General features: G+C 50.5%; 23 protein-coding genes and 1 pseudogene. 13 read left to right on the top strand and 11 right to left on the bottom strand.

Translation table 11 applies throughout. The features are described from left to right. Positions 1–75: 75 nt before the first annotated feature. A complete protein-coding gene (locus HGT70_RS06915) occupies positions 76–1,515 on the top strand; it encodes a glycoside hydrolase family 32 protein (RefSeq protein WP_214195382.1) in 1,440 nt (479 codons plus the stop codon). Here HGT70_RS06915 and HGT70_RS06910 read toward each other — a convergent pair. Next, a pseudogene (locus tag HGT70_RS06910) lies at positions 1,509–2,498 on the bottom strand (LacI family DNA-binding transcriptional regulator); the annotation flags it as partial. The gene HGT70_RS06915 and the pseudogene HGT70_RS06910 overlap by 7 nt on opposite strands. Before the next feature lie 230 nt (positions 2,499–2,728). On the opposite strand from HGT70_RS06910, the gene HGT70_RS06905 reads away from it, so the two are divergent. Next, positions 2,729–4,135 (top strand): sugar porter family MFS transporter, encoded by a 1,407-nt coding sequence (locus HGT70_RS06905; RefSeq protein WP_214195381.1) that lies wholly within the window; start codon positions 2,729–2,731, stop codon positions 4,133–4,135. 19 nt (positions 4,136–4,154) lie between these two features. On the opposite strand, the gene araC is transcribed toward HGT70_RS06905, so the two are convergent. After that, positions 4,155–5,051: an arabinose operon transcriptional regulator AraC gene (gene araC, locus HGT70_RS06900; RefSeq protein WP_214195502.1), complete on the bottom strand. Its 897-nt coding sequence runs from the start codon at positions 5,049–5,051 to the stop codon at positions 4,155–4,157. Between the two features lie 228 nt (positions 5,052–5,279). Here araC and HGT70_RS06895 point away from each other — a divergent pair, with 228 nt between their 5' ends. Genes HGT70_RS06895 through HGT70_RS06885 form a run of 3 tightly spaced genes read left to right on the top strand, consistent with a single transcriptional unit; the run spans position 5,280 to position 9,199 of the window. After that, a complete protein-coding gene (locus HGT70_RS06895; protein WP_214195380.1) occupies positions 5,280–6,959 on the top strand; it encodes a ribulokinase in 1,680 nt (559 codons plus the stop codon). A 12-nt stretch (positions 6,960–6,971) separates the two neighbouring features. Further along, positions 6,972–8,477: an L-arabinose isomerase gene (araA, locus tag HGT70_RS06890; RefSeq protein ID WP_214195379.1), complete on the top strand. Its 1,506-nt coding sequence runs from the start codon at positions 6,972–6,974 to the stop codon at positions 8,475–8,477. A 17-nt stretch (positions 8,478–8,494) separates the two neighbouring features. Continuing rightward, positions 8,495–9,199 (top strand): L-ribulose-5-phosphate 4-epimerase, encoded by a 705-nt coding sequence (locus tag HGT70_RS06885; protein WP_214195378.1) that lies wholly within the window; start codon positions 8,495–8,497, stop codon positions 9,197–9,199. Positions 9,200–9,220: 21 nt separating this feature from the next. Here the strand turns inward: HGT70_RS06885 and HGT70_RS06880 are convergent, their stop codons facing one another. The 5 genes from HGT70_RS06880 to pth form a co-directional block, all read right to left on the bottom strand. Then, complete coding sequence (locus HGT70_RS06880; protein ID WP_071430343.1) at positions 9,221–9,706, bottom strand: cold-shock protein; 486 nt, start codon at positions 9,704–9,706, stop codon at positions 9,221–9,223. Positions 9,707–9,848: 142 nt separating this feature from the next. After that, positions 9,849–10,847 carry a hypothetical protein gene (locus HGT70_RS06875; protein ID WP_214195377.1) on the bottom strand — a complete coding sequence of 333 codons (999 nt, stop codon included), beginning with the start codon at positions 10,845–10,847 and terminating at the stop codon, positions 9,849–9,851. A 117-nt stretch (positions 10,848–10,964) separates the two neighbouring features. Beyond that, a complete protein-coding gene (locus tag HGT70_RS06870; protein WP_214195376.1) occupies positions 10,965–11,384 on the bottom strand; it encodes a bleomycin resistance protein in 420 nt (139 codons plus the stop codon). Between the two features lie 214 nt (positions 11,385–11,598). Beyond that, positions 11,599–12,690 carry a redox-regulated ATPase YchF gene (gene ychF / locus HGT70_RS06865; protein WP_071430339.1) on the bottom strand — a complete coding sequence of 364 codons (1,092 nt, stop codon included), beginning with the start codon at positions 12,688–12,690 and terminating at the stop codon, positions 11,599–11,601. 98 nt (positions 12,691–12,788) lie between these two features. After that, positions 12,789–13,376 (bottom strand): aminoacyl-tRNA hydrolase, encoded by a 588-nt coding sequence (gene pth, locus HGT70_RS06860; protein ID WP_214195375.1) that lies wholly within the window; start codon positions 13,374–13,376, stop codon positions 12,789–12,791. 197 nt (positions 13,377–13,573) lie between these two features. On the opposite strand from pth, the gene HGT70_RS06855 reads away from it, so the two are divergent. Then, positions 13,574–13,843 (top strand): DUF2583 family protein, encoded by a 270-nt coding sequence (locus tag HGT70_RS06855; protein ID WP_071430335.1) that lies wholly within the window; start codon positions 13,574–13,576, stop codon positions 13,841–13,843. Between the two features lie 41 nt (positions 13,844–13,884). On the opposite strand, the gene prs is transcribed toward HGT70_RS06855, so the two are convergent. The 3 genes from prs to lolB all read right to left on the bottom strand — a co-directional run bounded on the left by prs (position 13,885) and on the right by lolB (position 16,432). Further along, complete coding sequence (prs, locus tag HGT70_RS06850; RefSeq protein WP_071430333.1) at positions 13,885–14,832, bottom strand: ribose-phosphate diphosphokinase; 948 nt, start codon at positions 14,830–14,832, stop codon at positions 13,885–13,887. A 119-nt stretch (positions 14,833–14,951) separates the two neighbouring features. Continuing rightward, a complete protein-coding gene (ispE, locus tag HGT70_RS06845; protein ID WP_214195501.1) occupies positions 14,952–15,806 on the bottom strand; it encodes a 4-(cytidine 5'-diphospho)-2-C-methyl-D-erythritol kinase in 855 nt (284 codons plus the stop codon). Beyond that, positions 15,803–16,432 (bottom strand): lipoprotein insertase outer membrane protein LolB, encoded by a 630-nt coding sequence (lolB, locus tag HGT70_RS06840; RefSeq protein WP_214195374.1) that lies wholly within the window; start codon positions 16,430–16,432, stop codon positions 15,803–15,805. Before lolB ends, ispE begins: the two co-directional genes overlap by 4 nt. 193 nt (positions 16,433–16,625) lie before the next feature. On the opposite strand from lolB, the gene hemA reads away from it, so the two are divergent. The 5 genes from hemA to kdsA all read left to right on the top strand — a co-directional run bounded on the left by hemA (position 16,626) and on the right by kdsA (position 21,628). After that, complete coding sequence (hemA, locus tag HGT70_RS06835) at positions 16,626–17,882, top strand: glutamyl-tRNA reductase (protein WP_071430327.1); 1,257 nt, start codon at positions 16,626–16,628, stop codon at positions 17,880–17,882. 43 nt (positions 17,883–17,925) lie between these two features. After that, positions 17,926–19,008: a peptide chain release factor 1 gene (gene prfA / locus HGT70_RS06830; protein WP_214195373.1), complete on the top strand. Its 1,083-nt coding sequence runs from the start codon at positions 17,926–17,928 to the stop codon at positions 19,006–19,008. Continuing rightward, a complete protein-coding gene (prmC, locus tag HGT70_RS06825; protein ID WP_214195372.1) occupies positions 19,008–19,859 on the top strand; it encodes a peptide chain release factor N(5)-glutamine methyltransferase in 852 nt (283 codons plus the stop codon). The genes prfA and prmC overlap by 1 nt, the downstream gene beginning before the upstream one ends. An 80-nt stretch (positions 19,860–19,939) precedes the next feature. Next, positions 19,940–20,737, top strand: a complete 798-nt coding sequence (sirB1, locus tag HGT70_RS06820) for an invasion regulator SirB1 (protein WP_071430321.1) — start codon at positions 19,940–19,942, stop codon at positions 20,735–20,737. Positions 20,738–20,773: 36 nt separating this feature from the next. Continuing rightward, positions 20,774–21,628 (top strand): 3-deoxy-8-phosphooctulonate synthase, encoded by an 855-nt coding sequence (kdsA, locus tag HGT70_RS06815; RefSeq protein WP_214195371.1) that lies wholly within the window; start codon positions 20,774–20,776, stop codon positions 21,626–21,628. A gap of 84 nt (positions 21,629–21,712) precedes the next feature. Here kdsA and chaA read toward each other — a convergent pair whose 3' ends face one another. Next, complete coding sequence (chaA, locus tag HGT70_RS06810; protein WP_214195370.1) at positions 21,713–22,804, bottom strand: sodium-potassium/proton antiporter ChaA; 1,092 nt, start codon at positions 22,802–22,804, stop codon at positions 21,713–21,715. Positions 22,805–23,224: 420 nt separating this feature from the next. Between chaA and HGT70_RS06805 the strand changes: the two genes are divergently transcribed. After that, complete coding sequence (locus HGT70_RS06805) at positions 23,225–23,884, top strand: gamma-glutamylcyclotransferase (RefSeq protein ID WP_214195369.1); 660 nt, start codon at positions 23,225–23,227, stop codon at positions 23,882–23,884. Between the two features lie 101 nt (positions 23,885–23,985). After that, positions 23,986–25,386 (top strand): YchO/YchP family invasin, encoded by a 1,401-nt coding sequence (locus HGT70_RS06800; protein ID WP_214195368.1) that lies wholly within the window; start codon positions 23,986–23,988, stop codon positions 25,384–25,386. Positions 25,387–25,467 lie beyond the last annotated feature (81 nt).

Here is a 25,467-nt window from a genome sequence, read left to right as displayed (position 1 = left end):
AATAATTAAGTTAGAGCCTTTTATTTGTAGCGCATTAACGTTAACAATACAGAAAAATGTATGCGGGAGACAACGATGAACACCCTCGATCAAGCTCAACAAGCCCTAACGCGACACCTGCCATCTCGCAAAGATCGCTATTACCCCGCTTTCCATCTTGCGCCGCCAGTAGGCTGGATGAATGATCCGAATGGCCTCGTCTATTTTAATCATCGTTATCATGCCTTTTATCAACATCACCCATTTAGTGCCGATTGGGGGCCAATGCATTGGGGACACGCCATCAGCGAGGATATGGTCCACTGGCACCATCAACCTATCGCTCTAGCACCGGATAGTCCCATGGATTGCGACGGCTGTTTTTCCGGTAGTGCTGTGGTGGACAATGACCGCTTAGCATTAATTTATACCGGCCACCGTTGGTTGGGTGAGGTCGGTGATGACAGCCAAATCTGTGAAGTACAGTGCCTGGCAACGAGTGAAGACGGTATCACCTTCACCAAGCAGGGGGTTATTGTCACGCCACCGCCGGGAGTGATGCACTTTCGTGACCCTAAAGTATGGGCTGAGGATGGAAGCTGGTGGATGGTAGTCGGTGCGCGCGATCACCAAGAACGGGGGCAGGTGCTGCTCTATCGTGGTGAATCCCTCACCGCATGGCGCTTTGAGCGAGTACTGGCCGAGGCTAAGCCCGGCGAAGGCTATATGTGGGAATGTCCCGATTTTTTTAAGCTCGGGGAGCATCACTATCTGATGTGTTCACCACAAGGTATTACGACCCAAGGCGACCGATTTGCTAACCTGTTTCAAAGCGGAGTCATGGCGGGACACTGGTCACCGGGTAACGATTTTACCGTCCAGCACGGATTTACTGAACTGGATAATGGGCATGATTTCTATGCCCCGCAAAGCTTCACTGCGGCAGATGGCCGACGCGTGATGATGGCGTGGATGGATATGTGGGAGTCGGTCATGCCGACTAAACAAGAGGGGTGGTGTGGCAGCTTCACGCTACCCCGTGAGCTGTCAGAAGAAGCGGGACGGCTACGTCAGCGACCGCTGCGAGAGCTTCAAGCATTGCGCCAAGAAGAGTGGCGTCTGACAGAGCAGAAAATCTGTGGGGACTATGTTCTAGCTCAGGAAGCGTCGAGCGCAGAACTATTTCTGCAGTGGGGACCGCGCCAAAGCTCTGTCGCCCAATTCGGACTAAAAATAGGTGACGGTGTAACATTGAGTTATCACGTGGTCGAAGGGTACCTGTCACTTAAACGCGATTATCCGGAATTAGGTATTCAAGATAGCCGCCGTGTGCACATTGATCAGACCGCCAAACAGACGTGGCAGATCTTTATCGATCGCTCTTCGATCGAGGTCTTTATCAATGATGGCCAGGTGGTTCTGAGTAGCCGAATCTATCCTGTCCAGCATGATTATCAGCTGCGACTGTTTAGCGAAGAGGGTGAGCTAGAGGTTGAGACCCTCTCTTTCTGGCCACTGCGGTCGGCGATGGAATGACGAAGTAACAGTGGGCAGTCGACAGGATGCGTACCAGGGCTGTCCCACTGCTCAATAAGGTGACGAGCGGCAAGTTGGCCAATTTCTTTATGCGGCAGCTGTAGCGTTGTGAGGCCGGGCAAGAACAGATGGCCAACCCCTACGAGGTTATCGAACCCCAGTACGGCAATATCGTCGGGAATTTTCAGCCCAAGGGTGAGGAGTTGTTGATAGGCGACGAACGCCGTTCGGTCATTCCCGCAGATAAGCAGGTCGTAAGGGAGCGACCCCGCGCGCATGCTATGTTCGATATATTTCGCCACCGCTAAATAGCCTTCATCACCCGGGGGCATATGAATTTGCATCGCCTGATCCAGCGACTTCCCTGACTCGCGCCAAGCCTGCTCGAAGCCTAAGCGCCGTGCGCTAGGCGCCAGTTCATGCTCGGGTAGCCAGTAGCAAAGCGGCCGTTGATAACCTTGCGCGATCACATAACGCGTCGCGTGATATTGGGCGTGGTAGTCGTCCGGAATATAACTGGCGAGATGAGGATCGTCAGAGAGACAATTTGCGAGCACAATCGGTAAAGGCTGTAGCGCCTCGGGCAGTTGGATTTTACGCAAGCCCATCGTGGTATAGATTATCCCATCGGGGCGGTGAGCTAGCACCTCGCGAGCGGCCCGCTGTGTATCTCCCGCTGACGAGATATTAACAATATAGTTTTCCCAGCCAAGCTCTGTGGCCGTCTGTTCGATGGCCAGTAGAAGATCCACCGAAAATGGCGTAGTTGCCGTATCTTCCGCCAGTACTGCGAGCGTTCGCGGCTTGTTGGCTTGCCCGCGCATCTTTTGGGCGGAGAGATCAGGAACATAATGCAAGGTATTGATCGCATGTTCGACGCGTCGACGCGTGTCGTGATTAACGCGCGGAGCATTATTGATGACGCGCGAAACAGTCATCATCGACACGCCAGCCAGCTGTGCGACATCTTTTAGTGAAGCCATGCTACTCCCCTCGTTAGCCAGCCGCTAGTCTAGCAAAAACCGTTAGCGGACACAGTATTTACCCTCACAACCCGCTAATCTCTGCCGACCAATACAAAGATATCCAAGCAAGATCACAAAACGACAAGGGACAGCTATTTTGTCCATATTTTCGCAAGTTCCTCCTCTGACTCGAGACCCGCGAATGCATTACTGTGAAGACGTTTCCATAACCGCTATAGGCAAAGATTATGAACATCGCTGAAAATAATAAAAAAGGGGCTCAGGACAATCGCCGTATGACCCTGTTTGTTTCACTGGCCGCTGCGGTCGCCGGCCTATTATTTGGATTGGATATTGGAGTCATTGCTGGAGCGCTCCCGTTTATCGCCGACCATTTTACGCTGAGTAATCGGTTACAGGAATGGGTGGTGAGTAGCATGATGCTCGGCGCGGCGATTGGGGCGCTCGGTAATGGCTGGTTATCGTTTCATTTGGGGCGTAAGTACAGTTTGTTAATCGGTGGGGTATTGTTTGCATTAGGATCTATCGGTTCCGCTCTAGCGTCTAATATCGAGCTGTTGTTGGTTGCCCGTGTCTTGCTGGGGATAGCGGTCGGTATCGCCTCTTATACCGCGCCGCTCTACCTTTCGGAGATGGCGAGCGAAAAGGTACGCGGTAAGATGATCAGCATGTACCAACTGATGGTTACCCTCGGTATCGTTTTAGCCTTTCTTTCTGACACGGCGTTCAGCTATTCCGGAAACTGGAGAATGATGCTGGGCGTGCTCGCTTTTCCTGCCGTTGCCTTAATCGCCATGGTGGTGTTCCTGCCCAATAGTCCTCGTTGGTTGGCAGAGAAGAGTAGAGATATTGAGGCAGAAAAAGTACTACGACTACTGCGCGATAGCTCGGAACAGGCGCGCAATGAGCTGAATGAGATTCGTGAGAGCTTGCGCATTAAACAAGGAGGCTGGCGTTTATTTCTGGCGAACCGCAACGTCCGTCGGGTCGTCTTTCTCGGGATGTTGTTGCAGGCCATGCAGCAGTTCACCGGGATGAATATCATTATGTATTATGCACCGCGTATCTTTAAAATGGCAGGTTTCACGACCACTGAGCAGCAGATGATCGCGACGTTACTTGTCGGCCTAACGTTTATGTTTGCCACCTTTATCGCCATCTTTATGGTCGATAGAGCCGGGCGTAAACCCGCGTTAATCATCGGCTTCTGCGTGATGTCAGTAGGCACCTTCGTGCTCGGTTACTGCTTGAAGCTGTTCGAGCAAGGCCATGCATCGCCGCTGTTGCCGTGGTTATCCGTGGCGATGACCATGATTTGTATTGCCGGATACGCAATGAGTGCCGCACCGGTAGTCTGGATCCTTTGCTCAGAAATCCAGCCGCTAAAATGTCGTGATTTCGGGGTAACCTGCTCAACGACGACGAACTGGGTGGCCAATATGATCATCGGGGCGACTTTCCTCACCCTACTCGATGCTATCGGTGCCGCGGGGACCTTCTGGCTATATACCGTCTTAAATATTGCCTTTATCGCCGTCACCTTCTGGTTAATTCCGGAAACGAAGAACGTCACATTAGAATTTATTGAGCGCCGACTGATGCGTGGAGAAAAACTACGTAATATCGGCGTATAAACCCTAACTGGCCAGGGCGTTAGCGCTGGCCTTCACATCCCTGCCGGCGAAAGCTCTGTCTAAATTCGCTCGGGCTACTGCCAGTACACTTGCGAAACACCCGCGAAAAATAGAGCTGATCATCAAACCCCACGCTACAGCCAATCGATGCGATGGATAGCTGACTGGTACTGAGTAACAGCTTAGCCTGATTAATCCGCTGATCCTCTCGCCACTTCAAGACACTGACCCCAAGATGTTGCCTAAAGAGATGCGATAAACGCGAGGTAGAAAGGCAGACGTGTTCCGCAACATCGCTAATCTCCCATTGATTATCACCAAGATGCTCGTTCATATACTGGCACGCTGCATGAATACGCGGGTCGAGCTGTCGTTGCAACGGATCGGCCACCGCTTGCTGTCGGCGAATGAGTAGTTGCTCGAGTAGATTCATGGCTAGCATCTCCGAGTAGGGGCCGCCGACACTAACCGTGTCGATAATCTGAGAAAATAAACCACTATAGAGTGCAGCCTCTTGTTCATGAGGGCGATGCAGGCCAGTCTCAGCAAGTAATGCTGGCCATTTAAGCCATTCGCTCCAATAGGCGCGCGGACGAAAATAGACCCATTGATGGTGCCAAGATGTAGCCTCGGGATGTCGTCCATAATGGTGAATCGCCTCGGGTGAAAACAATAACAGATCGCCGCTCTGGCACGGGTGCTGAACATTATCGCCTAAGACAAGCCCTTGGCCTTTTACCGTGTGATTAATGATATAGCCTTGCATACCCTCGGGACGATGGATAAAAAAGTCGAGATGCCCCTCTTTTTCAATCGGCGTGAGTCCCGCCACTAGGTGGGTGTTAAAAGAGAAGCCGGGAAGGAGCGGGTCGAGTTGTGGCTCGAGATGCGCCTGGGAAGAGGCTCTTCGGAACATGGCATTGTCCTTATCGTTGATCGCTAACGGGCAGTTTTCCGCGTGTCTCTCCCCATAGTAAGGAGCTTTCATCGGTTAAGACGATTCTTCGTTGCAGAAACCGGACTTCTATCACAGATCAGTAACAGATAGCCTTTTTCTCCATATCCTCAGCATCCCTAGCCTGACCCCTATATCGCTCCCTCCAGTAAGGTGACTCCTAGAGTGATGACGAAGGAGGAGCAGACGATGCCCTTAAGCTTAGGTCTTGATTTTGGTAGTGATTCAGTACGGGCATTGGCGGTCGATTGCCAAAATGGCGCAGAAGTCGCGAGCGGTGTTGCGTATTATCCCCGCTGGCAACAGGGGCTTTATTGTCAGCCGGAACATGGACAATTTCGCCATCATCCCCTCGACTACCTCGACGCGCTGCAACAAGCGATAGCGGATACCTTACAGCAGTTAACGGCGGAGCAACGGGCTGGGATTATTAGTATCGGGGTAGACAGCACAGGCTCGACACCTGCACCGATCGATGCACAAGGGCAGATTTTAGCCCTGCGTCCAGAGTTTGCGGATAACCCTAATGCCATGTTCCTTTTGTGGAAGGACCATACGGCAGTCCAAGAGGCTGAAGAAATTACGGCGCAGTGCCGCCTAGCGGGTGCGACTGATTACACCGCCTACACGGGCGGCGTCTACTCGAGCGAGTGGTTCTGGGCGAAGATTATCCATGTTACACGTCATGATCCGCAGGTTGCTCAGCAAGCAGTTTCTTGGGTCGAGCTCTGCGATTGGGTGCCAGCACTCCTTACCGATCAGCTAACGCCAGAACGCTTAGTCCGGGGCCGCTGCAGTGCGGGTCATAAAGCGTTGTGGCATGACGATTGGCAAGGCTTGCCTCCCCAAGCATTTTTCGATGCGATCGAGCCACAGCTTGCACAGCATCTACAATTACCGCTGTTTACGCATACCCATACCGCCGACCATGCCGTCGGTCAGATCAGTCCAGCTTGGGCAGCACGGCTCGGGCTGCCTGAGTCCGTGATCATCAGTGGAGGGGCGTTTGATTGCCATATGGGGGCGGTGGGTGCGGGGGCCGGCCCTCATACTTTAGTAAAAGTTATCGGTACCTCAACTTGTGACATTGTCACGGTCGAGCCGCAGCAGCTTGGGCGTAAAACCATTAGAGGGATTTGTGGCCAAGTCAGCGGTAGTGTCGTACCGGAACTCATCGGGCTGGAAGCCGGCCAATCGGCGTTTGGCGATATTTATGCATGGTTTGAACGTGTCTTACGCTGGCCGCTGCATCAACTGAGCGTGCAACAGCCCGCCTTAGCGCCTGCGCTTAACGATTATCAACAACACCTGCTCCGTGACCTGACCGAGGCCTGGCAGCAAGATCCTAAGCTCGATCATTTACCGATCATCATTGACTGGTTTAATGGTCGGCGCACACCGGTAGCGAATCAACGGCTGAAAGGGGTGATTACCGGCCTGAATCTAGCGACCGATGCACCTGCCTTATTTGGAGGCTTAATTGCGGCTACCGCATTTGGTGCGCGAGCGATTATGGAGTGCTTTATTCAGCAAGGCGTGGCGATCGATCATGTGATGGCGCTGGGGGGGATCGCCAGAAAGAACCCGGTAATTATGCAGGTATGCTGTAACGTGCTTAATCGCCCCCTAGAGATCCTCGCCTCCGACCAATGTTGTGCGCTCGGCGCCGCAATTTTTGGTGCGGTAGCGGCCGGCTATTATCCGGATATTGCCGGTGCGCAGGCAGTCATGGCCAGTAAGGTTGAGCGAACGCTCTCACCACAACCCGACTTAGTCAACACTTATCAGCAGCTTTTTCAACGCTATCAACAGTGGGCCGAGTGTGTCGAACCACACTATTGCGCCCCCAATCACCAAGACCCCCTTTAGTAGGAGAATACGATGAAATCTATTTTTGACCACTACGAAGTGTGGTTCGTTATCGGCAGCCAGCATCTCTATGGCGAAGAAACCCTAAAGCAGGTGGTTGCTCAGGGTGAAAAGGTTGTTGCAGCGCTTAATCACTCGGGGACGTTACCTTGCAAACTGGTCGTTAAGCCGTTAGTCACTACGCCCCATGAGGTGATAGCGTTAACGCGTGAGGCGAATTATCGCACGCAGTGCGCGGGGCTTGTCGTGTGGCTCCATACCTTTTCACCGGCCAAAATGTGGATCAACGGTCTAGTCGATCTCCGCAAGCCCTTGCTTCAGCTGCATACCCAATTCAATGCGGCGTTACCTTGGGGCGAGATCGATATGGACTTTATGAACCTCAATCAGACGGCACACGGTGGTCGCGAATTTGGCTTCATTGGTGCGCGGATGCAGCTTGAGCATCAGGTTATTACCGGTCACTGGCAACAGCCTGCGACACAACGCCGCCTTGCGCAGTGGATGCGCACTGCCGTCGTTAAGCAAGATACTCAATCGCTTAAAGTCGTGCGTTTTGGCGATAATATGCGCGAAGTCGCGGTAACCGAAGGCGATAAGGTCGCCGCCCAAATCCGGTTTGGCTACTCCGTAAACACTTGGGGGGTCGGAGATCTCGTTGCGGTCGTGAATCAGGTGAGCCAGGGTGATATCAACGCTTTAGTCGATGAGTACGAGACGCTCTATCAGCTCACCCCGGTGGCGCAACGTCATGGGGAAAAACGACAGAATGTTATCGATGCCGCACGTATTGAACTGGGGATTAAACAGTTCCTGGAAGATCGCGAGGCCCATGCCTTTACCACCACCTTTGAAGATCTGCATGGTTTGGCGCAACTCCCCGGCTTAGCGGTTCAGAGGCTGATGCAACAAGGCTATGGCTTCGCCGGGGAGGGTGATTGGAAAACCGCCGCGCTGGTACGCATGCTGAAGGTGATGGCCACAGGGTTAGCGGGGGGGACTTCATTTATGGAAGACTATACCTATCACTTCGAAGAGGGTAATGATTTGGTACTCGGGTCGCATATGCTGGAGGTATGTCCAAGCATCGCGACGGCGCAGAAACCTATCTTAGAGGTACAACCGCTAGGCATTGGGGGTAAAGCCGACCCCGCACGCCTTATTTTCTCGACCGCGACCGGCCCCGCTATCAATGTTAGTCTAATCGATATCGGCGACCGCTTCCGTCTACTCGTTAACCAGGTTGATGCGATCGAGACACCTCATGCCCTACCTAAGCTGCCGGTTGCCAATGCACTGTGGCGCGCTCAGCCAGACCTGGCTACCGCCTCTGAGGCGTGGATGATCGCGGGGGGTGCCCACCATACTGTGTTTAGCCAAGCGTTGACCATTGCGGATACGCGCCTGCTCGCAGACCTCTATGGCCTGGAGCTAGCAGTCATTGATCAGCATAGTACCATTGCGAGCTTTCGTGACCAGCTACGCTGGAACGAGGCTTATTTTCGTCTACAACGGTAAACCTGAGAGGAGGTTCTATGCTTGAAGCACTAAAGCAGCAGGTCTTCGCCGCAAACCAGGCACTAGTCGAGCACCATCTCGTCACCTTGACGTGGGGAAATGTAAGCGGGGTGGATGAGTCCCGCCAGTGGCTTGTGATCAAGCCTTCTGGCGTCGATTACCGTGGCATGTCGGCCGACGATATGGTGGTCGTCAACTTAGAAAGTGGCGAGGTGGTGGAAGGGCGCTATCGTCCTTCTTCGGATTTACCGACCCACCGCTACCTCTATCTTACCTATCCACAGCTTGGCGGCATTGTGCACACCCACTCGCGGCATGCCACCATTTGGGCGCAAGCCGGACGCAGCCTACCGGCGTTTGGGACGACTCATGCCGACTACTTCTATGGCGAGGTGCCCTGTACCCGTGCGATGCGTAACGAAGAGATTAACGATCACTATGAGTGGCACACCGGTGTGGTGATCGCGGAAACCCTACGCCAGCACCAGCGTCCCCCCGAGGAGATGCCGGGTATTCTGGTCCATTCTCATGGGCCGTTTACCTGGGGGAAAGATCCCGCGCACGCCCTTGAGGCAGCGATCGTATTGGAGGAGGTTGCCTATATGGGGATATTTAGCCAGCAGCTGGTGCCTGAATTACCGGCGATGTCGACGGCGCTGCTGGATAAACACTATCTGCGTAAGCATGGCGAGCACGCTTATTACGGTCAATCTCGCGGGTAGCTACTGGCTGAATACGGTGAGTTACTTGAACTTAAGTAATTTTACCGTTTCATCAATATCCACTTCATCTTCGCTAAACGTCAGGGTCTCGCCTTGGAAAGTGGTAATTGCGATCTTACGTAACGTACGCATTGCATCAGGGCTTTGATCGGTCTTCGGTCGGATCGTATTCATCAACATGCCAACACTTAAGATGGTGTTGGCTTTATCGATAGATTGATTCGCCGGAACCTCTTCACTAAATAAGCGATAGTCTTTAATCGCCGTCAGTTTTACCCGCTCTCCCGCGATAAACAGGTATTTACTTGCTGGGATCACTTTCACCGCATAGGCCGAGAGGCCTTTATTATTGGTGGTGGGCTCGAAGGTTACCGCCGCATCTTTCTTGATCAGATCAGGGTTGCTCACCTTGACCTCGTGAAAATAACGGTTATCACCATTTTCATCTTTGATAAAACCAAAGCCTTTCTCTTTAAACCAAGTGGTGATGGTGCCGTTTAATGCCATGTTGTCCTACCTTATATCTGACTGTCTTAACTGCGCGCAGTGTAATGCATATTGCGGTGAGACTCTATCGCTTAACGCGACGGTGGGGGAAATTAGCCAGCTTATCTGCGTGAGGGCGATAAGGAGCCTGATGGGAGTCAGGCTACACGAGTTCTGCTAACGCAAACCGGCCTCTTTCCGCGACGGAGGGTGACTTATCTGCGGCGAGTAAACGTGCGAGCGCAAAGGCGTTATCGCCGATATGTTCGATTTCCTTAATCAGAATTTCTCCTGCGAGTCGCCGAACCTGTGGCGATCTGTCGTGTGCGGCAGTATCCAAGTGTTGGCTTAGCAAAACGCACTGCGTAAGGTTGCGCACACTAAAAACTGGAACGCGTTTTCTTTTTCCTTGGGATTTATCTACCCATTGCCATGTTGTCCCCTCACACGCAACGAGTTGCGCCTCGAAAATCGCCCGGTAGGCCTTAGCGCGTAAACTGGGCTGCCTAGATTGTTGCGCAAACTCTAGAAGGCAGTGGTCGAAAACGCCTGCGCGCGCGGGGTGAGAAAAGATCAGCGCAACCGGGCCTTGGGCGGCAGAAATAAGCCGATTTTTTAATGCTTGAGTCACCGCAGTGATTTGTATGACCTGAATGAAGATCTGTTTTTCCAGATCGGTGAGTCTTCCCCACACGTTCCAGTTGGGGAGGGTAACAAATAAGGCATCCACGACGATTTCAGGATCAGAAACTGCAGCAACACGTAATAAAGCTTCGCCAGCTGCTTTTCTGACCTGCGGCACCCAATCATTAAGCCGACGCATAAGTAGGGATAGTAAAAAACGGTTTGGTGCTGGCTTGTCTAACAGCATTAAGGCCTTCTCGCGCCTAAAGCCATTATTATTCACTATATCTAACCAGCGCAGCGAGCCTACTTGGTGGTGTTTAAAGCGGGCAGAGAGTGCATTAGCCTCATAGAGGCTGCTCTCTAGGCTATGTCGAATCAACCGTTCCCATGCCTTCAAGTGCTTAAGGGGGATGTTCGACGTCGCAGTAAGGTAAGGCGTGATATCTGGGCGCAGTCGCTGATATAAGAGGTCGCCGGTCAGCGACGTATCGATAGCAGTGATAACATCTTGGCGTAAATTGTCGCAGAGTGTCATTAATCTATCCTTAGAATGGAAACCTAGTCGGATTTATTTATACCGCGATTTGTGAGGAAAAACCAAGGAGGTCAAGATTTGCACACTTCGAATAAAGGCGAGCATATTGCAAGAGTGTTACTCGATGTACTGACTAAAACGTAGTAGGTACCCATCTGGGTCCTGGAGGAGGAATTCCCGCTGACAGGCGATATGGTTTCCAATATCGTAGTGACTATCTTTGAGCTCTCTGTAGAGCGTGACGTTATTACGCATTACCCGACGATAAATCACGTCTATATCGTCAACGTCGATTTGGAAATTAACACCCCGGCCGAAGGGTTTGATGAGCTCTGCGGTATTCCAAGCATCACTACTATACTGCTCGAGCATCAATTGTGCTTCGCCAAGATTGATATAGGCAAAATCAGGATCGCGACGTCTAACCATGATGCTAAAACCGAGTATTTGGGTATAGAAGTTAAGAGAGACCGAGAAGTCAGTCACTGATAACTCTGGCACCATACGGTTCCAATAAACGTCATTAGATAAAGTCATCGCCCATCCCTCTTTTTAGCATGAACCAATATATCCTATCTAGAGGAGACGTCGTTACTTCTTAATACTTATTTATCGCTGGAATACACAAAAAATAAACCCCCACGCTTAGGGTGGGGGTTATGAGCTATCTTAAGCCATCTGGTGGTCAAGATGTATCGCGTTCTCTAATGTCGGCGAGATCTAAGCAACGCTCATAGAGAGGAGATAGGGATTAGACGTTAAACAAGAAGTTCATAATATCGCCATCTTTAACGATATACTCTTTCCCTTCAGCACGCATCTTGCCAGCTTCTTTCGCGCCTTGCTCGCCTTTATTGGCAACGAAGTCATCGAAACCGATAGTTTGCGCGCGGATAAAGCCTTTTTCGAAATCGGTGTGGATTTTACCCGCGGCCTGTGGTGCCGTCGCGCCGACTGGGATGGTCCAAGCACGAACCTCTTTCACGCCAGCGGTGAAATAAGTCTGTAGGTTAAGTAAACGGTAACCTGCACGGATCACACGGTTTAGGCCCGGTTCTTCGATTCCCAGTTCTGCCATAAACTCATCGCGTTCGTCGTCTTCGAGCTCAGAAATATCAGATTCGACGGCGGCGCAGACTGGCACGACGACGGATCCTTCTTGCTCGGCGATGGCGTAGACTTGGTCTAAGTAAGGATTATTTTCGAAGCCATCTTCATTAACGTTAGCGATATACATCGTCGGCTTAAGCGTCAGGAAGCTTAAGTAGCGGATAGCCGCTTTCTCGTCAGCATCTAGAGCGAGGCTACGTAACATGCCCGCATTTTCTAAATGCGGCAGGCATTTTTCGAGTACCGCGAGTTCGGTTTTCGCATCTTTATCGCCGCCTTTAGCTTTCTTCTGTAGGCGTTGAATTGCGCGCTCGCAGGTATCTAAGTCAGAGAGTGCGAGTTCGGTGTTGATCACATCGATATCGTCAGCCGGGTTAACGGTACCGGAAACGTGGATGATGTTGTCGTTCTCGAAGCAACGCACAACGTGGCCGATCGCTTCAGTCTCACGAATGTTGGTCAGGAACTGGTTACCCAGGCCTTCACCTTTCGACGCGCCTTTAACAAGGCCAGCAATATCGACAAATTCCATCGTCGTGGCGATAGTACGTTGCGGCTTTACGATCTCCGCGAGCTGGTCGAGGCGAGCGTCGGGCATTGGTACAACACCGGTATTGGGCTCGATGGTACAGAACGGAAAGTTAGCCGCTTCGATACCCGCTTTAGTCAGTGCATTAAAAAGAGTGGATTTACCGACATTTGGCAGGCCCACGATACCGCATTTGAATCCCATGCTTAACTACCTTATTACGTTATATGCTAGGCGACAGCGCGCTCAATAGCAGAAAATTTGTCGCATTATACACAGATTTAACGAAGAGGGCAGCGGCCTCAGCTCGCTTTAAAACTGTGTAAACGATTCATCGCACGTAAGCGATCCTCTTTTAGCCACACCTCGGTACAGCGAGCGGCTTCATCCACAGCATCGTCGATCAGTTTCTGTTCACTGAGAGGGGGTTTACCCAACACGAAACCGGTAACTTTATTACGGTCACCCGGATGACCGATACCGATACGTAAACGATGAAAATCGGCGACATTACCCAGTTTACTAATAATATCTTTCAGCCCGTTGTGGCCGCCGTGACCGCCGCCTTGCTTGAATTTTGCTACGCCGGGAGGGAGATCCATCTCGTCGTGAGCAACGAGGATTTCGTCCGGGTTAATACGGTAAAAATTCGCCATTGCCGCAACGGCTTTACCGCTAAGGTTCATAAAAGTAGAGGGGACGAGTAGACGAATATCTTGTCCGGCAATGGCAAGACGCGCGGTCGCACCAAAGAATTTCGCTTCTTCTTTTAAGGGTTGGCGAAATCGGTCGGCCAGTAAATCGGTATACCAGGCACCAGCGTTATGACGGGTTGCCGCATACTCAGTACCGGGATTCGCTAAGCCAACAATTAATTTAAGGGTACTCACTGAGATAATCCTATGCGCGACAAAAGCATAGTGTACTGCAAGGGGAGAGTTAAGTTCAAAAACATTACCTTATCGCGTCACTCTTACGCCGCACAAAAAGTTAAAAATTCGTAGACTGTGATCTAGGTTAAAGATAATTGTCAGGCTAACGCTTAAACTTTTGTCAATTAATGTAAGAGCCGGACAAGGAGTAAATAATGAAACGCGTGCACACGTCATTATTAGGCAATGGTTTGATGGTAGTAGGGTTAGTATTATCGGTAAGTAGTTTATTAATCGCACTACTGAGTCAGGCAGAAGGATCGATTTTCACCGATAGCTGGGCGACGGGTTCAGTGCTGGGGATCTTTCTCGGGGCATTTTTCTGGCTGATGGGCGCACAACTTAGCGGACGGGAAAAAGTATGTGAGAAATATTATCTTCTACGTTTTCACCAACAGCATCGTCATCATCGCCGTCACTCGTAGGCTGCAAACAAAATGGGCCCTCGGGCCCATTTTACTACCTATTAATGCTCAAACATCGCAGAAATAGACTCTTCATTACTGATACGACGAATGGCTTCAGCCAACATTCCCGACAGGGTCAGAGTTCTTACGTTAGGTAACGCTTGAATTTCTGGTGCCAGAGGAATGGTATCGCAGACTATCACTTCATCGATCACCGAGTTTCGTAGGTTTTCTAATGCATTCCCTGAGAAAATCGGGTGGGTTGCATAGGCGAATACGCGCTTTGCGCCACGTTCTTTCAATGCTTCTGCAGCTTTACACAGCGTTCCACCGGTATCGATCATATCGTCAACCAGAATACAGTCACGCCCCGCAACATCCCCGATGATATGCATCACTTGCGATACGTTCGCCCGTGGGCGGCGTTTATCGATGATGGCCATATCGGTATCATTCAGCAGTTTTGCGATCGCGCGTGCACGAACGACCCCACCGATATCGGGAGACACCACGATAGGGTTCTCCATTTTCTGTTGTAACATATCTTCGAGTAGAATCGGGCTACCGAACACGTTATCGACGGGAACATCGAAGAACCCTTGGATCTGTTCAGCATGCAGGTCAACGGTAAGGACACGGTCAACGCCAACGCTAGACAGGAAGTCAGCAACGACCTTTGCGGTAATCGGTACCCGTGCGGAACGTACACGACGGTCCTGACGAGCATACCCAAAGTAAGGAATGACGGCGGTGATACGGCCGGCTGAGGCACGACGCAGTGCATCAATCATAACGACCAATTCCATTAAGTTGTCATTGGTCGGTGCACAGGTAGATTGGATGATGAATACGTCACCGCCCCGTACGTTTTCGTTGATCTGAACACTGACTTCTCCGTCGCTGAAACGGCTAACTGCGGCGTTTCCTAGAGTCGTGTACAAACGATTGGCAATGCGTTGCGCTAGTTCCGGCGTGGCGTTACCAGCAAAAAGCTTCATATCAGGCACGAGTTAAACCTCAGGCTTTGGGTCCAAAGAATGCCCGGCTAATCGGGCATTCTCACAGGTATAGGTGAGTTACAGCATGCACAGACTCTGGAACAGGTGAGCCTGTTACACGCCGTCAATCACTCCAGCATCTGCCGATGCAGCGGGGAGATATTTGCCCCTTTTGCAACAAAACAGGTCATCCAAGATGGAGTGAGAGTTAGGACTTGACGAGCAGCAGCTTCACTGTCGAATTCAGCAAACACGCAAGCGCCAGTGCCCGTCAGTCTTGACGGAGCGTATTCTAGCAGCCAGTTGAGCAATTCATCAACCTTACGAAAACGTTTTCTTGCGATCGCCTCGCAATCGTTACTCCAAGGAGAATCCATTAGCGCCGTGATATTGCGTACTGCCGTGTCACGGGTAAGATCCGGATCGTTAAAAATAACGGGCGTTGGAATACTTACTCCTGGATGGGCAATAAGATACCACTTTTCTGCAGGGGCGACGGGCGTCAGTTGCTCGCCAATGCCTTCGGCTAGCGCCGCATGGCCATGAATAAAGATCGGTACATCAGCCCCGAGCGTTAACCCAAATTCGGCAAGTTGTTGGGGACTGTAGTCTAGCGACCATAACTGGTTTAACGCGATAAGCGTGGTCGCGGCATTGGACGAACCGCCGCCTAGCCCCCCACCCATGGGGAGTTTCTTATCGATTCCGATAGTCACACCTAGGTTGGCAGCACCTTTGCCATCATCGACGGCATGATGTTTTAACAGGGAGGCCGCACGGAATATCAGGTTCTCTTCACACGCGACATTATCGATAGCGTTCTGTAGCGTAATATAGTTGTTCTGATCCACGGTAAACGTCAGCGCATCTCCGTAATCAATAAATTGGAACAGGGTCTGCAAACAGTGGTAACCATCATCGCGCTGGCCAGTAATATATAAGAATAAGTTCAGTTTTCCAGGGGAGGGCCAGTGGTGCATTATTGTGTCTTCCAGCTATCCATACGGAGCTTGATACGTTGACCTTCGGTGGTCAGCTCTACGTTCGCCGGTAAGGCTGGGGAAACCTCGTTATTGTAACTCGTGATGGTCACATGCCAGGTCACGCCTTGCTGCGTATAATCAGCGCTTTGCAGTTGGTAGCGGTCGTTCAGGGTAAAGTGGTCGGCATTGCCGGGAAGGCCTAACATCCATTGGCGAAGGTTATCAAGAGGGATCTGCATACCTGTCAACTTGGTGATCATCGATTGAGCATCGTGGCTCATATACCGTTGACCTTTACTGTCTACCAGTTGCACGGTATTTCCCTGCTGGTCGAGTTGTAACTCAGTGCTGCCGATAGGGCTGGTTAGGAGCAGTCGGTAGCGGTCAGCCGCTTGCTGTTGCCAGTTAAAGCGCGCATAGACTTTTTGTTTGTCAGAGAGGTAGGCGAAAGCGCCGCGGGTTTCAAAATGCGTTACGCCAGTCACTTGCGCTTGGTGCTGTTTCCACTGAGCCGAATCAGGACTGGTAGAAGGGCCTTTAGGTGTTTGCTGAGAGACGCATGCACTTAACAGCAGAGCAATGGCTGGAATAACGATGCTGGAACGATTTGCAGGGATAACTCGCACGCTTTTCTCCTTGAGAGTGGCCGTCTGTGACGGCGGACTTTAACGATCAATGCTATATTGAGCATAACACATGCCAGAAAAGAATCTTATTACACACTTATCTTTTGTATGGCTTTTCATGACAGGTTGCATCTTGTAGAATGGCCGCACAAAAATGCCTGTAAGGTTTGTAGGGTAAATTAAGCACATTATTATGACGCTGCTAGCACTCGGAATAAATCACAAAACTGCTCCTGTCGCGCTCCGCGAACGGGTGGCGTTTGGCCCTGATATCTTAGATAACGCGTTAGAGAGTCTCTTATCGCAGCCCTCTATTCATAGTGGCGTGGTGCTTTCCACCTGTAATCGTACGGAACTCTACCTGAGTGTCGACGAGCAGCAGGACATCCAGCAGCAGCTGATTAATTGGTTATGTAATTACCATCATCTCGATGAAACCGACGTGCTTAACAGCCTGTATTGGCATCATAATAATGCCGCGGTCAGCCATCTAATGCGGGTCGCAAGTGGCCTCGATTCTCTGGTTCTAGGTGAACCGCAAATACTTGGACAAGTCAAGAAAGCCTACGCAGAATCGCAGCGCGGCCATGTTATCAATGGCGAATTAGAGCGAATGTTTCAAAAAACGTTCTCGGTAGCGAAACGCGTACGTACCGAAACCGACATTGGCAGTAGTGCGGTATCGGTGGCATTTGCGGCCTGTACGCTCGCCCGGCAAATTTTTGAATCACTCAAACAAGTGACGGTTATGCTGGTTGGCGCGGGCGAAACCATTGAGCTGGTCGCCCGCCATTTGCGCGAGCACCAAGTTAAGCGTCTAATGATTACTAACCGTACACGCGAGCGAGCTGAACGCTTAGCCGACGAGGTAAATGCCGAAGTCGTCGATTTTGCCTCGTTACCCGAAAAGATCGCCTCGGCCGATATTATTATTTCGTCAACGGCCAGTCCGCTACCCGTTATCGGTAAAGGCATGGTTGAACGGGCGTTGAAGCAGAGGCGTCATCAGCCCATGTTGATTGTTGACATCGCGGTACCGCGCGACGTTGAACCTGAAGTGGGTAAGCTCGACTCGACCTATCTTTATACCGTCGATGACTTACAAACCATTATTCAACACAATATGGCGCAGCGTGAAGCCGCTGCCGTTGAGGCAGAAACTATAGTTGTCGAAGAAAGTGGCGAGTTTATGGCTTGGCTGCGCGCACAAAATGCGGTCGATGTTATCCGCGACTATCGCCATCAAGCGGAAGATATTCGTGAAGAGTTAACGCAACGCGCACTCGCCGCACTGTCGCAAGGACAGGATCCCCAGAAAGTCATGCAAGAAATGGCTCATAAACTCACCAACCGCCTGATCCACTCACCGACTAAATCTCTCCAGCAAGCTGCGCGTGAAGGCGATGCTGAACGTTTACAAATCCTGCGTGATAGCCTCGGCCTAAGTTAGGCCGGGTTGTTTCCCCTTTTGTTATTGGATAAATAATTCATACATGAAATCTTCTATTGTTGCCAAACTTGAAGCCTTACAGGAACGTCATGAAGAAGTTGAAGTAATGCTCGGTGATGCCGGCGTTATTGCTGACCAAGAACGCTTTCGGGCGCTTTCTCGAGAATATGCTCAGCTGACGGATGTCACGCAGTGTTTCCGCCAATGGAGTCAGGTACAAGAAGACATTGAGACCGCCAACGAAATGCTGGCTGATCCAGAGATGCGTGAGATGGCCGCGGAAGAGTTGAAAGAGGCTAAGGCACAGAACGAAGTCCTCGAACAGTCTTTACAAGTCTTGCTCCTCCCTAAAGATCCCGACGATGAGCGCTCCTGTTTTGTCGAAGTCCGCGCGGGAACGGGTGGCGATGAAGCCGCGCTGTTTGCGGGCGACCTATTTAGAATGTATAGCCGCTACGCCGAGGCGAATCGCTGGCGTGTTGAGATTGTCAGCGCGAATGAGGGCGAACATGGGGGTTACAAAGAGGTTATCGCAAGGATTGAAGGGGCAGGCGTTTACGGCCGCATGAAGTTCGAATCGGGTGGACATCGCGTACAGCGCGTTCCCGAAACTGAATCCCAAGGACGTATTCATACGTCGGCCTGTACCGTCGCCGTGATGCCCGAGATCCCGGAGGCCGAACTGCCCGATATTAATCCGTCAGATCTGAAAATCGATACCTTCCGCTCTTCCGGAGCAGGGGGACAGCACGTCAACACCACTGATTCCGCCATTCGGATCACCCACTTACCGACCGGGATTGTGGTGGAGTGTCAGGACGAACGTTCGCAGCATAAGAATAAGGCTAAGGCGCTCTCTGTACTTGGCGCGAGAATACACGCCGCCGAAATGGCGAAACGTCATGAGGCTGAAGCGTCTACCCGTCGTAACTTGTTAGGCAGCGGTGATCGTTCTGACCGTATTAGAACCTACAATTTCCCGCAAGGGCGTATTACGGATCACCGTATCAACCTGACGATCTATCGGTTAGATGAGACAATGCAGGGTAAACTCGAAAGCCTGATTGAACCCGTCGTTCAAGAATATCAGGCAGACCAGCTTGCGGCCCTAGCAGGCCAAGAGTAATGCAGATCCGTCACTGGCTGCGCGAAGCACAGTCCTTACTGCAGCACAGCGACAGCGCGAAACGTGATGCTGAGATAATCCTCGGTCATGTATTGCAGAAGCCTAGGAGCTGGCTAATTGCTTTTGACGATGTAGCGGTGACGGCTGAACAGCAGGGCGTACTGGCCGAGTTAGTGGCGCGACGTCAACAGGGTGAGCCTATTGCCTACCTTTGTGGCGAACGTGAATTTTGGTCGTTACCCTTGGCAGTTTCACCGGCGACCCTGATCCCACGTCCTGATACTGAAGTTTTGGTGGAGCAGGCGTTAAGCTTGTTGCCTGCCACGCCAGTCAAGGTATTGGATCTCGGGACGGGTACCGGTGCAATTGCGCTAGCGCTCGGAAGTGAGCGGCCCGAGAGTCAGTTTCTCGGGGTTGACCGAATCGACGAGGCTGTGACTTTGGCGCAGCGTAATGCTGATCGTCTGCAGATCGCCAACTGTCGCTTTCAACGTAGCAACTGGTTCGGTGATCTTGCGGCCACTACCTTTCAAATGATTGTCACGAATCCTCCCTATATCGATGCTGACGATCCGCATCTCACTCAAGGCGATGTCAATTTCGAGCCACGCAGCGCGCTTGTCGCTGAGGGACAGGGACTCGCCGATCTGCGATTGATAATTGAGCAAGCGCCGCAGTGGTTAGCGTCAGGAGGTTGGCTACTGGTTGAGCACGGCTGGCAGCAACACCTGTCGGTGCAAGCGCTTTTTGTCGCAGCGGGATTCGACTCTGTCGCAACGCGATACGATTATGGTAATAATCCACGCGTGACTTATGGTAAATTCTCTCACATATCGAACTCGTTATTGTGAACTATGAATTATTTCAAAAATCTTTTTCGAAAAAGTAGAGCATTTTGCCTCTCTGCTTTTCTGCCCACAGGGAGAAAACTATGGCTCCCATAGATACACAGCGTTCGTTGTCTGAAGCGATGATTGCTCTAACAGTGCAAGTCCGCGAAGACTTTTCAGAATCATGGGTACGTGATCAACTCGCCTCGTTGCTGGTTGAAGCAAAAAGCTATATAGCCTGCGAATCTAATCCCGATATGAGACTGGAGCGTTTACTCGAGCTCTTCTTTAAAAAGTGGGGATTCGCCAGTATCGGTGGGGTATATCGTCTTTCCGAGGCGCTTTGGCTAGATAATGTTCTCAAGCATCGCCGCGGGAGTGCGGTCTCACTGGGTGCTATTTTACTCTATCTCAGTGAACATCTCGATCTGCCTCTTTTTCCGGTCATCTTTCCCACCCAGCTTATTCTGCGTGCCGACTGGGTCGATGGTGAGATGTGGCTGATCAATCCTTTTAACGGCGATACACTCGACGAGCATACCCTGGACGTTTGGGTAAAGGGTACCATCGGGCCTACCTCGGGGATCGACGATGTCGATTTAGAGCCGGCTAGCCCTGAAGAGGTTATCCGTAAACTTCTCGAAACGCTCAAGGTTTCGTTAATGGAAGAGAACCAGATGGAGTTGGCGTTACAAATCAGCAAAGTACTCGTCGCGCTCGACCCCGATGATCCTTATGAAATCCGCGACCGTGGTCTTATTTATGCCCAACTGGAATGCGAGCACATTGCGCTGACTGACCTGGCGTATTTTGTCGAGCAGTGCCCGGAAGATCCGGTCAGTGAGATGATCAAAATACAGATGCACACGATTGAATATAAATCGTTCACTTTGCACTAGTGAACCTTATTAACAGCTAATTTAAAGGATAAGAGTATGGTCGAAAAAGTGGTAGCTATCGGTGATATCCGCGTGGCGAATGATCTACCTTTCGTATTATTTGGTGGTATGAACGTTCTGGAATCGCGTGACCTCGCCATGCAAATTTGCGAGCACTATGTCACCGTCACTGAAAAGTTAGGCATTCCATACGTTTTTAAGGCGTCTTTTGATAAAGCCAACCGCTCATCCATCAATTCTTACCGTGGACCGGGTTTAGAGGAAGGGATGAAAATCTTCCAAGAGCTGAAGGCGACCTTCGGTGTGAAAATCATCACTGATGTTCACGAAGCAAGTCAAGCGCAGCCCGTTTCTGAAGTGGTAGACGTTATACAATTACCGGCATTTCTCGCTCGTCAGACCGACTTGGTAGAGGCGATGGCGAAAACTGGCGCAGTCATCAACGTTAAGAAACCACAATTTGTTAGCCCAGGACAAATGGGTAATATCGTCGATAAATTTGCTGAGGGCGGTAATGACAAGGTAATCCTTTGTGATCGCGGCAGTAATTTCGGTTACGATAATCTAGTTGTCGATATGCTCGGATTTAATGTGATGAAAAAGGTGACGAATAACTCCCCCGTTATCTTCGATGTGACACATGCGCTGCAGACTCGCGATCCGTTTGGTGCAGCTTCTGGCGGCCGCCGTGCGCAGGTTGCAGAACTAGCCCGTGCCGGTATGGCAGTAGGGATTGCGGGGTTATTTATCGAAGCGCACCCACAACCTGCTCAAGCACGATGCGACGGGCCGTCTGCCTTACCGCTAGATAAGTTAGAACCGTTTTTAGTACAGATGAAGGCGATTGATGACTTAGTGAAGTCTTTCCCAGCCTTAGACACCAGTAACTAATAAAAAAGGGCCTGAATAGGCCCTTTTTTATTTAACTATATTCCCTTCAAACTCATCGAGAGAGTTCACTTCTTGCTGGACAGATCAAAGCATGACCGTCATTAAATAGGCGACAAACAGTACTAAGTGCGCTACGCCATTGAGGACGTTGGTTCTCCCCGTTGAGAACGATATCTGGCTGAGGATTAATACGCTCGCCAAAACGACCATCTGTGGAGCATCCAGTCCAAAATGCAGTTCACTACCAGTCAGCGTCGCGAGGATAGTAATCACGGGTACCGTCAACGAGATTGTCGCAATCACCGAGCCAAAAAATAGGTTCATGGCACGCTGCACCTGATTTGCCAGGACCGCTTTAATTGCCCCCAAGCCTTCAGGCGAGAGGATCAGTAAGGCGATTAGGAAGCCAGTAAATTGTTGTGGGGCATGGAGGGCGTGAAGTAAGTTTTCCAAAACCGGAGCATTAAGTTTTGTCACGCTAATAACGGCGATCAGATGAATCACCAGCCAGACACTGTGCCAGCCGCTGCTATGTGCGGAAGGTTTGCCATGGTGGGGGTCACCATCGTCACTATCGTCTTCGTGTTCGTACACGAACAGACTTTGATGGGTTTTAGTCTGTATTAACAAGAAGACCCCATACATGACTGCGGATAGGGCAGCGATAAGGAGAGCCTGACCGGTAGTAAAGTTTCCGCCAGGGAGTGCATTTGGAAAAATCAATACGAGTACTGCGAGAGGAAAGATTGCGATCAGATACTGTTTTACACCCGCCAGATTGACATATTGTGTAGCAAATTTGCCTCCCCCTAGTAGCAAAGCAAAACCCACTAAGCCCCCGATCACAATCATGATAATGGAATAGAGCGTGTCACGCATTAAAGTCGGCTCTGCACCGCCGGTGGCCATTAGCGCTGAGATTAAGCTTACTTCTAAGATAACGACGGAGAGAGTAAGAACCAGTGAGCCATAGGGCTCTCCCAAGCGATGGGCCAGCACATCTGCGTGGCGAACGACACTGAAGGCACTAGATAAGATAGCAACGAGCGCGATGATGTTCATGCCGGTGGTCAATAATAGCCCCTCCGGTTGTCCAAATCCTATTAATAAACCGATGGCGAGAATAGGTAGCGCTAGGCTAAATTCCTTATGACGAGTCTTTTCGGTAGCTGGCATCAGATCTCCTTATGATGTGGGCGGCTTTACACTTTACCCATGAGTATTTCTACTAAGGGTTAACCTTAACTATAGCAAATAATTAATCCTGATCACTTTGTTTTACTTTGCTTTACTCTCCGGTTTAATACCAAAAAGTAAATTTATCATCACAACAATATGATTATAAAGGATTAAATTAATTTATTTTAGCACATATCTGTGTTTTTGTTACCTCATTTTAAATTGATAACCTACAGTTATACGGGGTTAAGAGTGAATTAAGTTCCAGTGTGCCAATAATCACCTTTAGGTCGTTTAATGAACAAGTTTCTTTTTTATTACGAAACGATTATTTGCTGAAATTTAACATTATAGGCTTTCCACCTTAAGGTGACTTTGTCATGATAGTCGAGTAATGATTAACCACTGGGAGTTTTTGTGTTAACCCGAGAGTTCTTGAAAAACGCTGATTGCCAATCGTCGTTTGGACCGATAGAGGAATGCTTAGTGCTATCGGCTGAGCAACGAGCGGCTTCACTGCAAGATTTTCTTGCCCGTAAACCGAGTTCAGGGCCGTTATGGATTTTCGGTTATGGATCGTTGATGTGGAACCCGTTATTAGACTACGATCAAGTGGAAACTGCCTACTTAGCGGGCTGGTCGAGAGACTTCTGTCTCACATTAGTGGCGGGAAGAGGGACCTCGGCTAACCCCGGTCGTATGCTGGCGCTGGTGGAAGGCGGTCATACAGTAGGGCGTGCTTTTAAACTGAGCTGCGATAGTTGGGAGGCTGAGCTGGCTCTACTCTGGAAGAGAGAGATGATAACGGGCTGTTATCGACCACTGTGGCAAACCTTAACCTTGGAAAGTGGGCGAACTGTCGATGCACTAGTCTTCGTTGCGAATACTGAGCATACGCTATTTTGCGCGAACGAATGCCTTACCCATAAAGCGAAGGTTATTACAGCAGCTAAGGGGCCCCTAGGTAAAAACCTCTCTTATTTCGAAGAGATGATGGCGACGTTACAACGCTTCGGGATCGAGGAGCCCAGCATGCTCGCCCTAACCGAGCAACTCGTAAAGTTATCGCGCGAATAGAAAAGCAAAACTTCGGAATACGACGATATTGTGATACACATCTCAACTTATATACTTAAGGAGCTGATCGAGGAGCGATAGCCAAAGAGGGGATACTTATATTGTTAGATTCAAAGCGTAATTTTACATCTTTAATCACGGTAGTTGCCGTGCTTTCTCCGTCACTGGTGGTGCTCAATGCAAAGGGTAGCATGCTTCATCCTGATGCGTCGAGTCCCTCTTACGCCAGTACTCTCCCCGATTTGGGATCTGCACAATCGTCAGGTAACCCGGTCGATCAGCGACTCACTGATATCGCGACGAGCTTAGGTAAGTCATTACAGAGCACCGATGACACGACAAGTACTGGCCGCAGTGCGAGTGAGTGGGCGTTCAATCGCGTGCGCGATAAACTCACTGAGAAAGTCGATAATACTGGCGAGCATCTTCTTTCCCCCCTAGGTCAGGCTAATTTAAACCTAAACGTGGATATGGAGGGTAAATTTACCGGTTCGACAGGCTCGCTATTTACTCCGCTACTCGATAATGGTCATCGCCTCACTTTCAGCCAACTCTCCGTTAACGAGAGCACGCTAGGAACGGTCGGGAGCGCAGGGGTGGGGCAGCGCTTTTCTAACGACCGCTGGCTATTTGGTTATAACGCCTTTTTGGACCACCTCTTTACCAATGATCAGCAACGCGGCTCGGTAGGTACCGAACTGTGGAGCCATTTTTTGCGCTTCTCAGCCAATTACTATACGCCGCTCTCCGGTTGGCGTAATACGACGGCGAATCAAGCGCAGCGTATGGCTCGCGGTTATGATATTACTAGCCAAGGTTATTTACCCTTCTATCAACAACTGGGTGTCACGCTTTCTTGGCAACAATATCTTGGCGATGGGATCGATATTTTCAATGACGGTAATTACTATAACAACCCCCGTAGCATGTCGGTAGGGGTTACCTATACGCCAGTCCCATTGGTGACGGTATCGGCTTCACATAAAGAAGGTTCAGGCGGAGAGAGCCAAGACGTATTTGGACTCAACCTTAACTATCATTTTGGCCAGTCTCTCGCTCAACAGTTATCGCCTTATGCGGTGGCTGATGCCCGCTCATTATTTGGCAGTCGTTATGATGTCGTCACGCGTAATAATTTACCAGTAATGAGCTACCGTAAACGCCAACGTTTTACTGTTTACCTGGCAACACCGCCATGGCAATTAAATGCCGGTGATTCGATTAACCTTGTGATACAGGCCACGCCTAATAAGGCAATTAAACAGGTGGTCTGGCAAGGTGATACGCGAGAACTTAGTTTAACGCCACCGAGTAATCCCCAACAATTGACGGGGTGGACGATTATATTACCACCTTGGAACGATACGCCTGGCGCGAAAAATGAGTACCATCTAGCGGTAACCGTCGATAATGGGAATCAACGGGTGACCTCTAATACTATTACGCTGAAATCAGAGCCGCCAGCACAGCAACCTGACTACTTTAATCAGGGGGAGGGGTAAGGTAATTTACACGTTCATTACAGAATAACGTCGTGGTCTTAGCAGTGATTGCAAAAACGAACGAGATGATAGGGATTTATT

Source organism: Rosenbergiella collisarenosi (assembly GCF_018494085.1).
In the GTDB taxonomy this organism is placed as follows: Bacteria; Pseudomonadota; Gammaproteobacteria; order Enterobacterales; family Enterobacteriaceae; genus Rosenbergiella; species Rosenbergiella collisarenosi.
The sequence above is the reverse complement of the archived record's forward strand: the minus strand, read 5'-3'. Positions and strand labels throughout refer to the sequence as shown.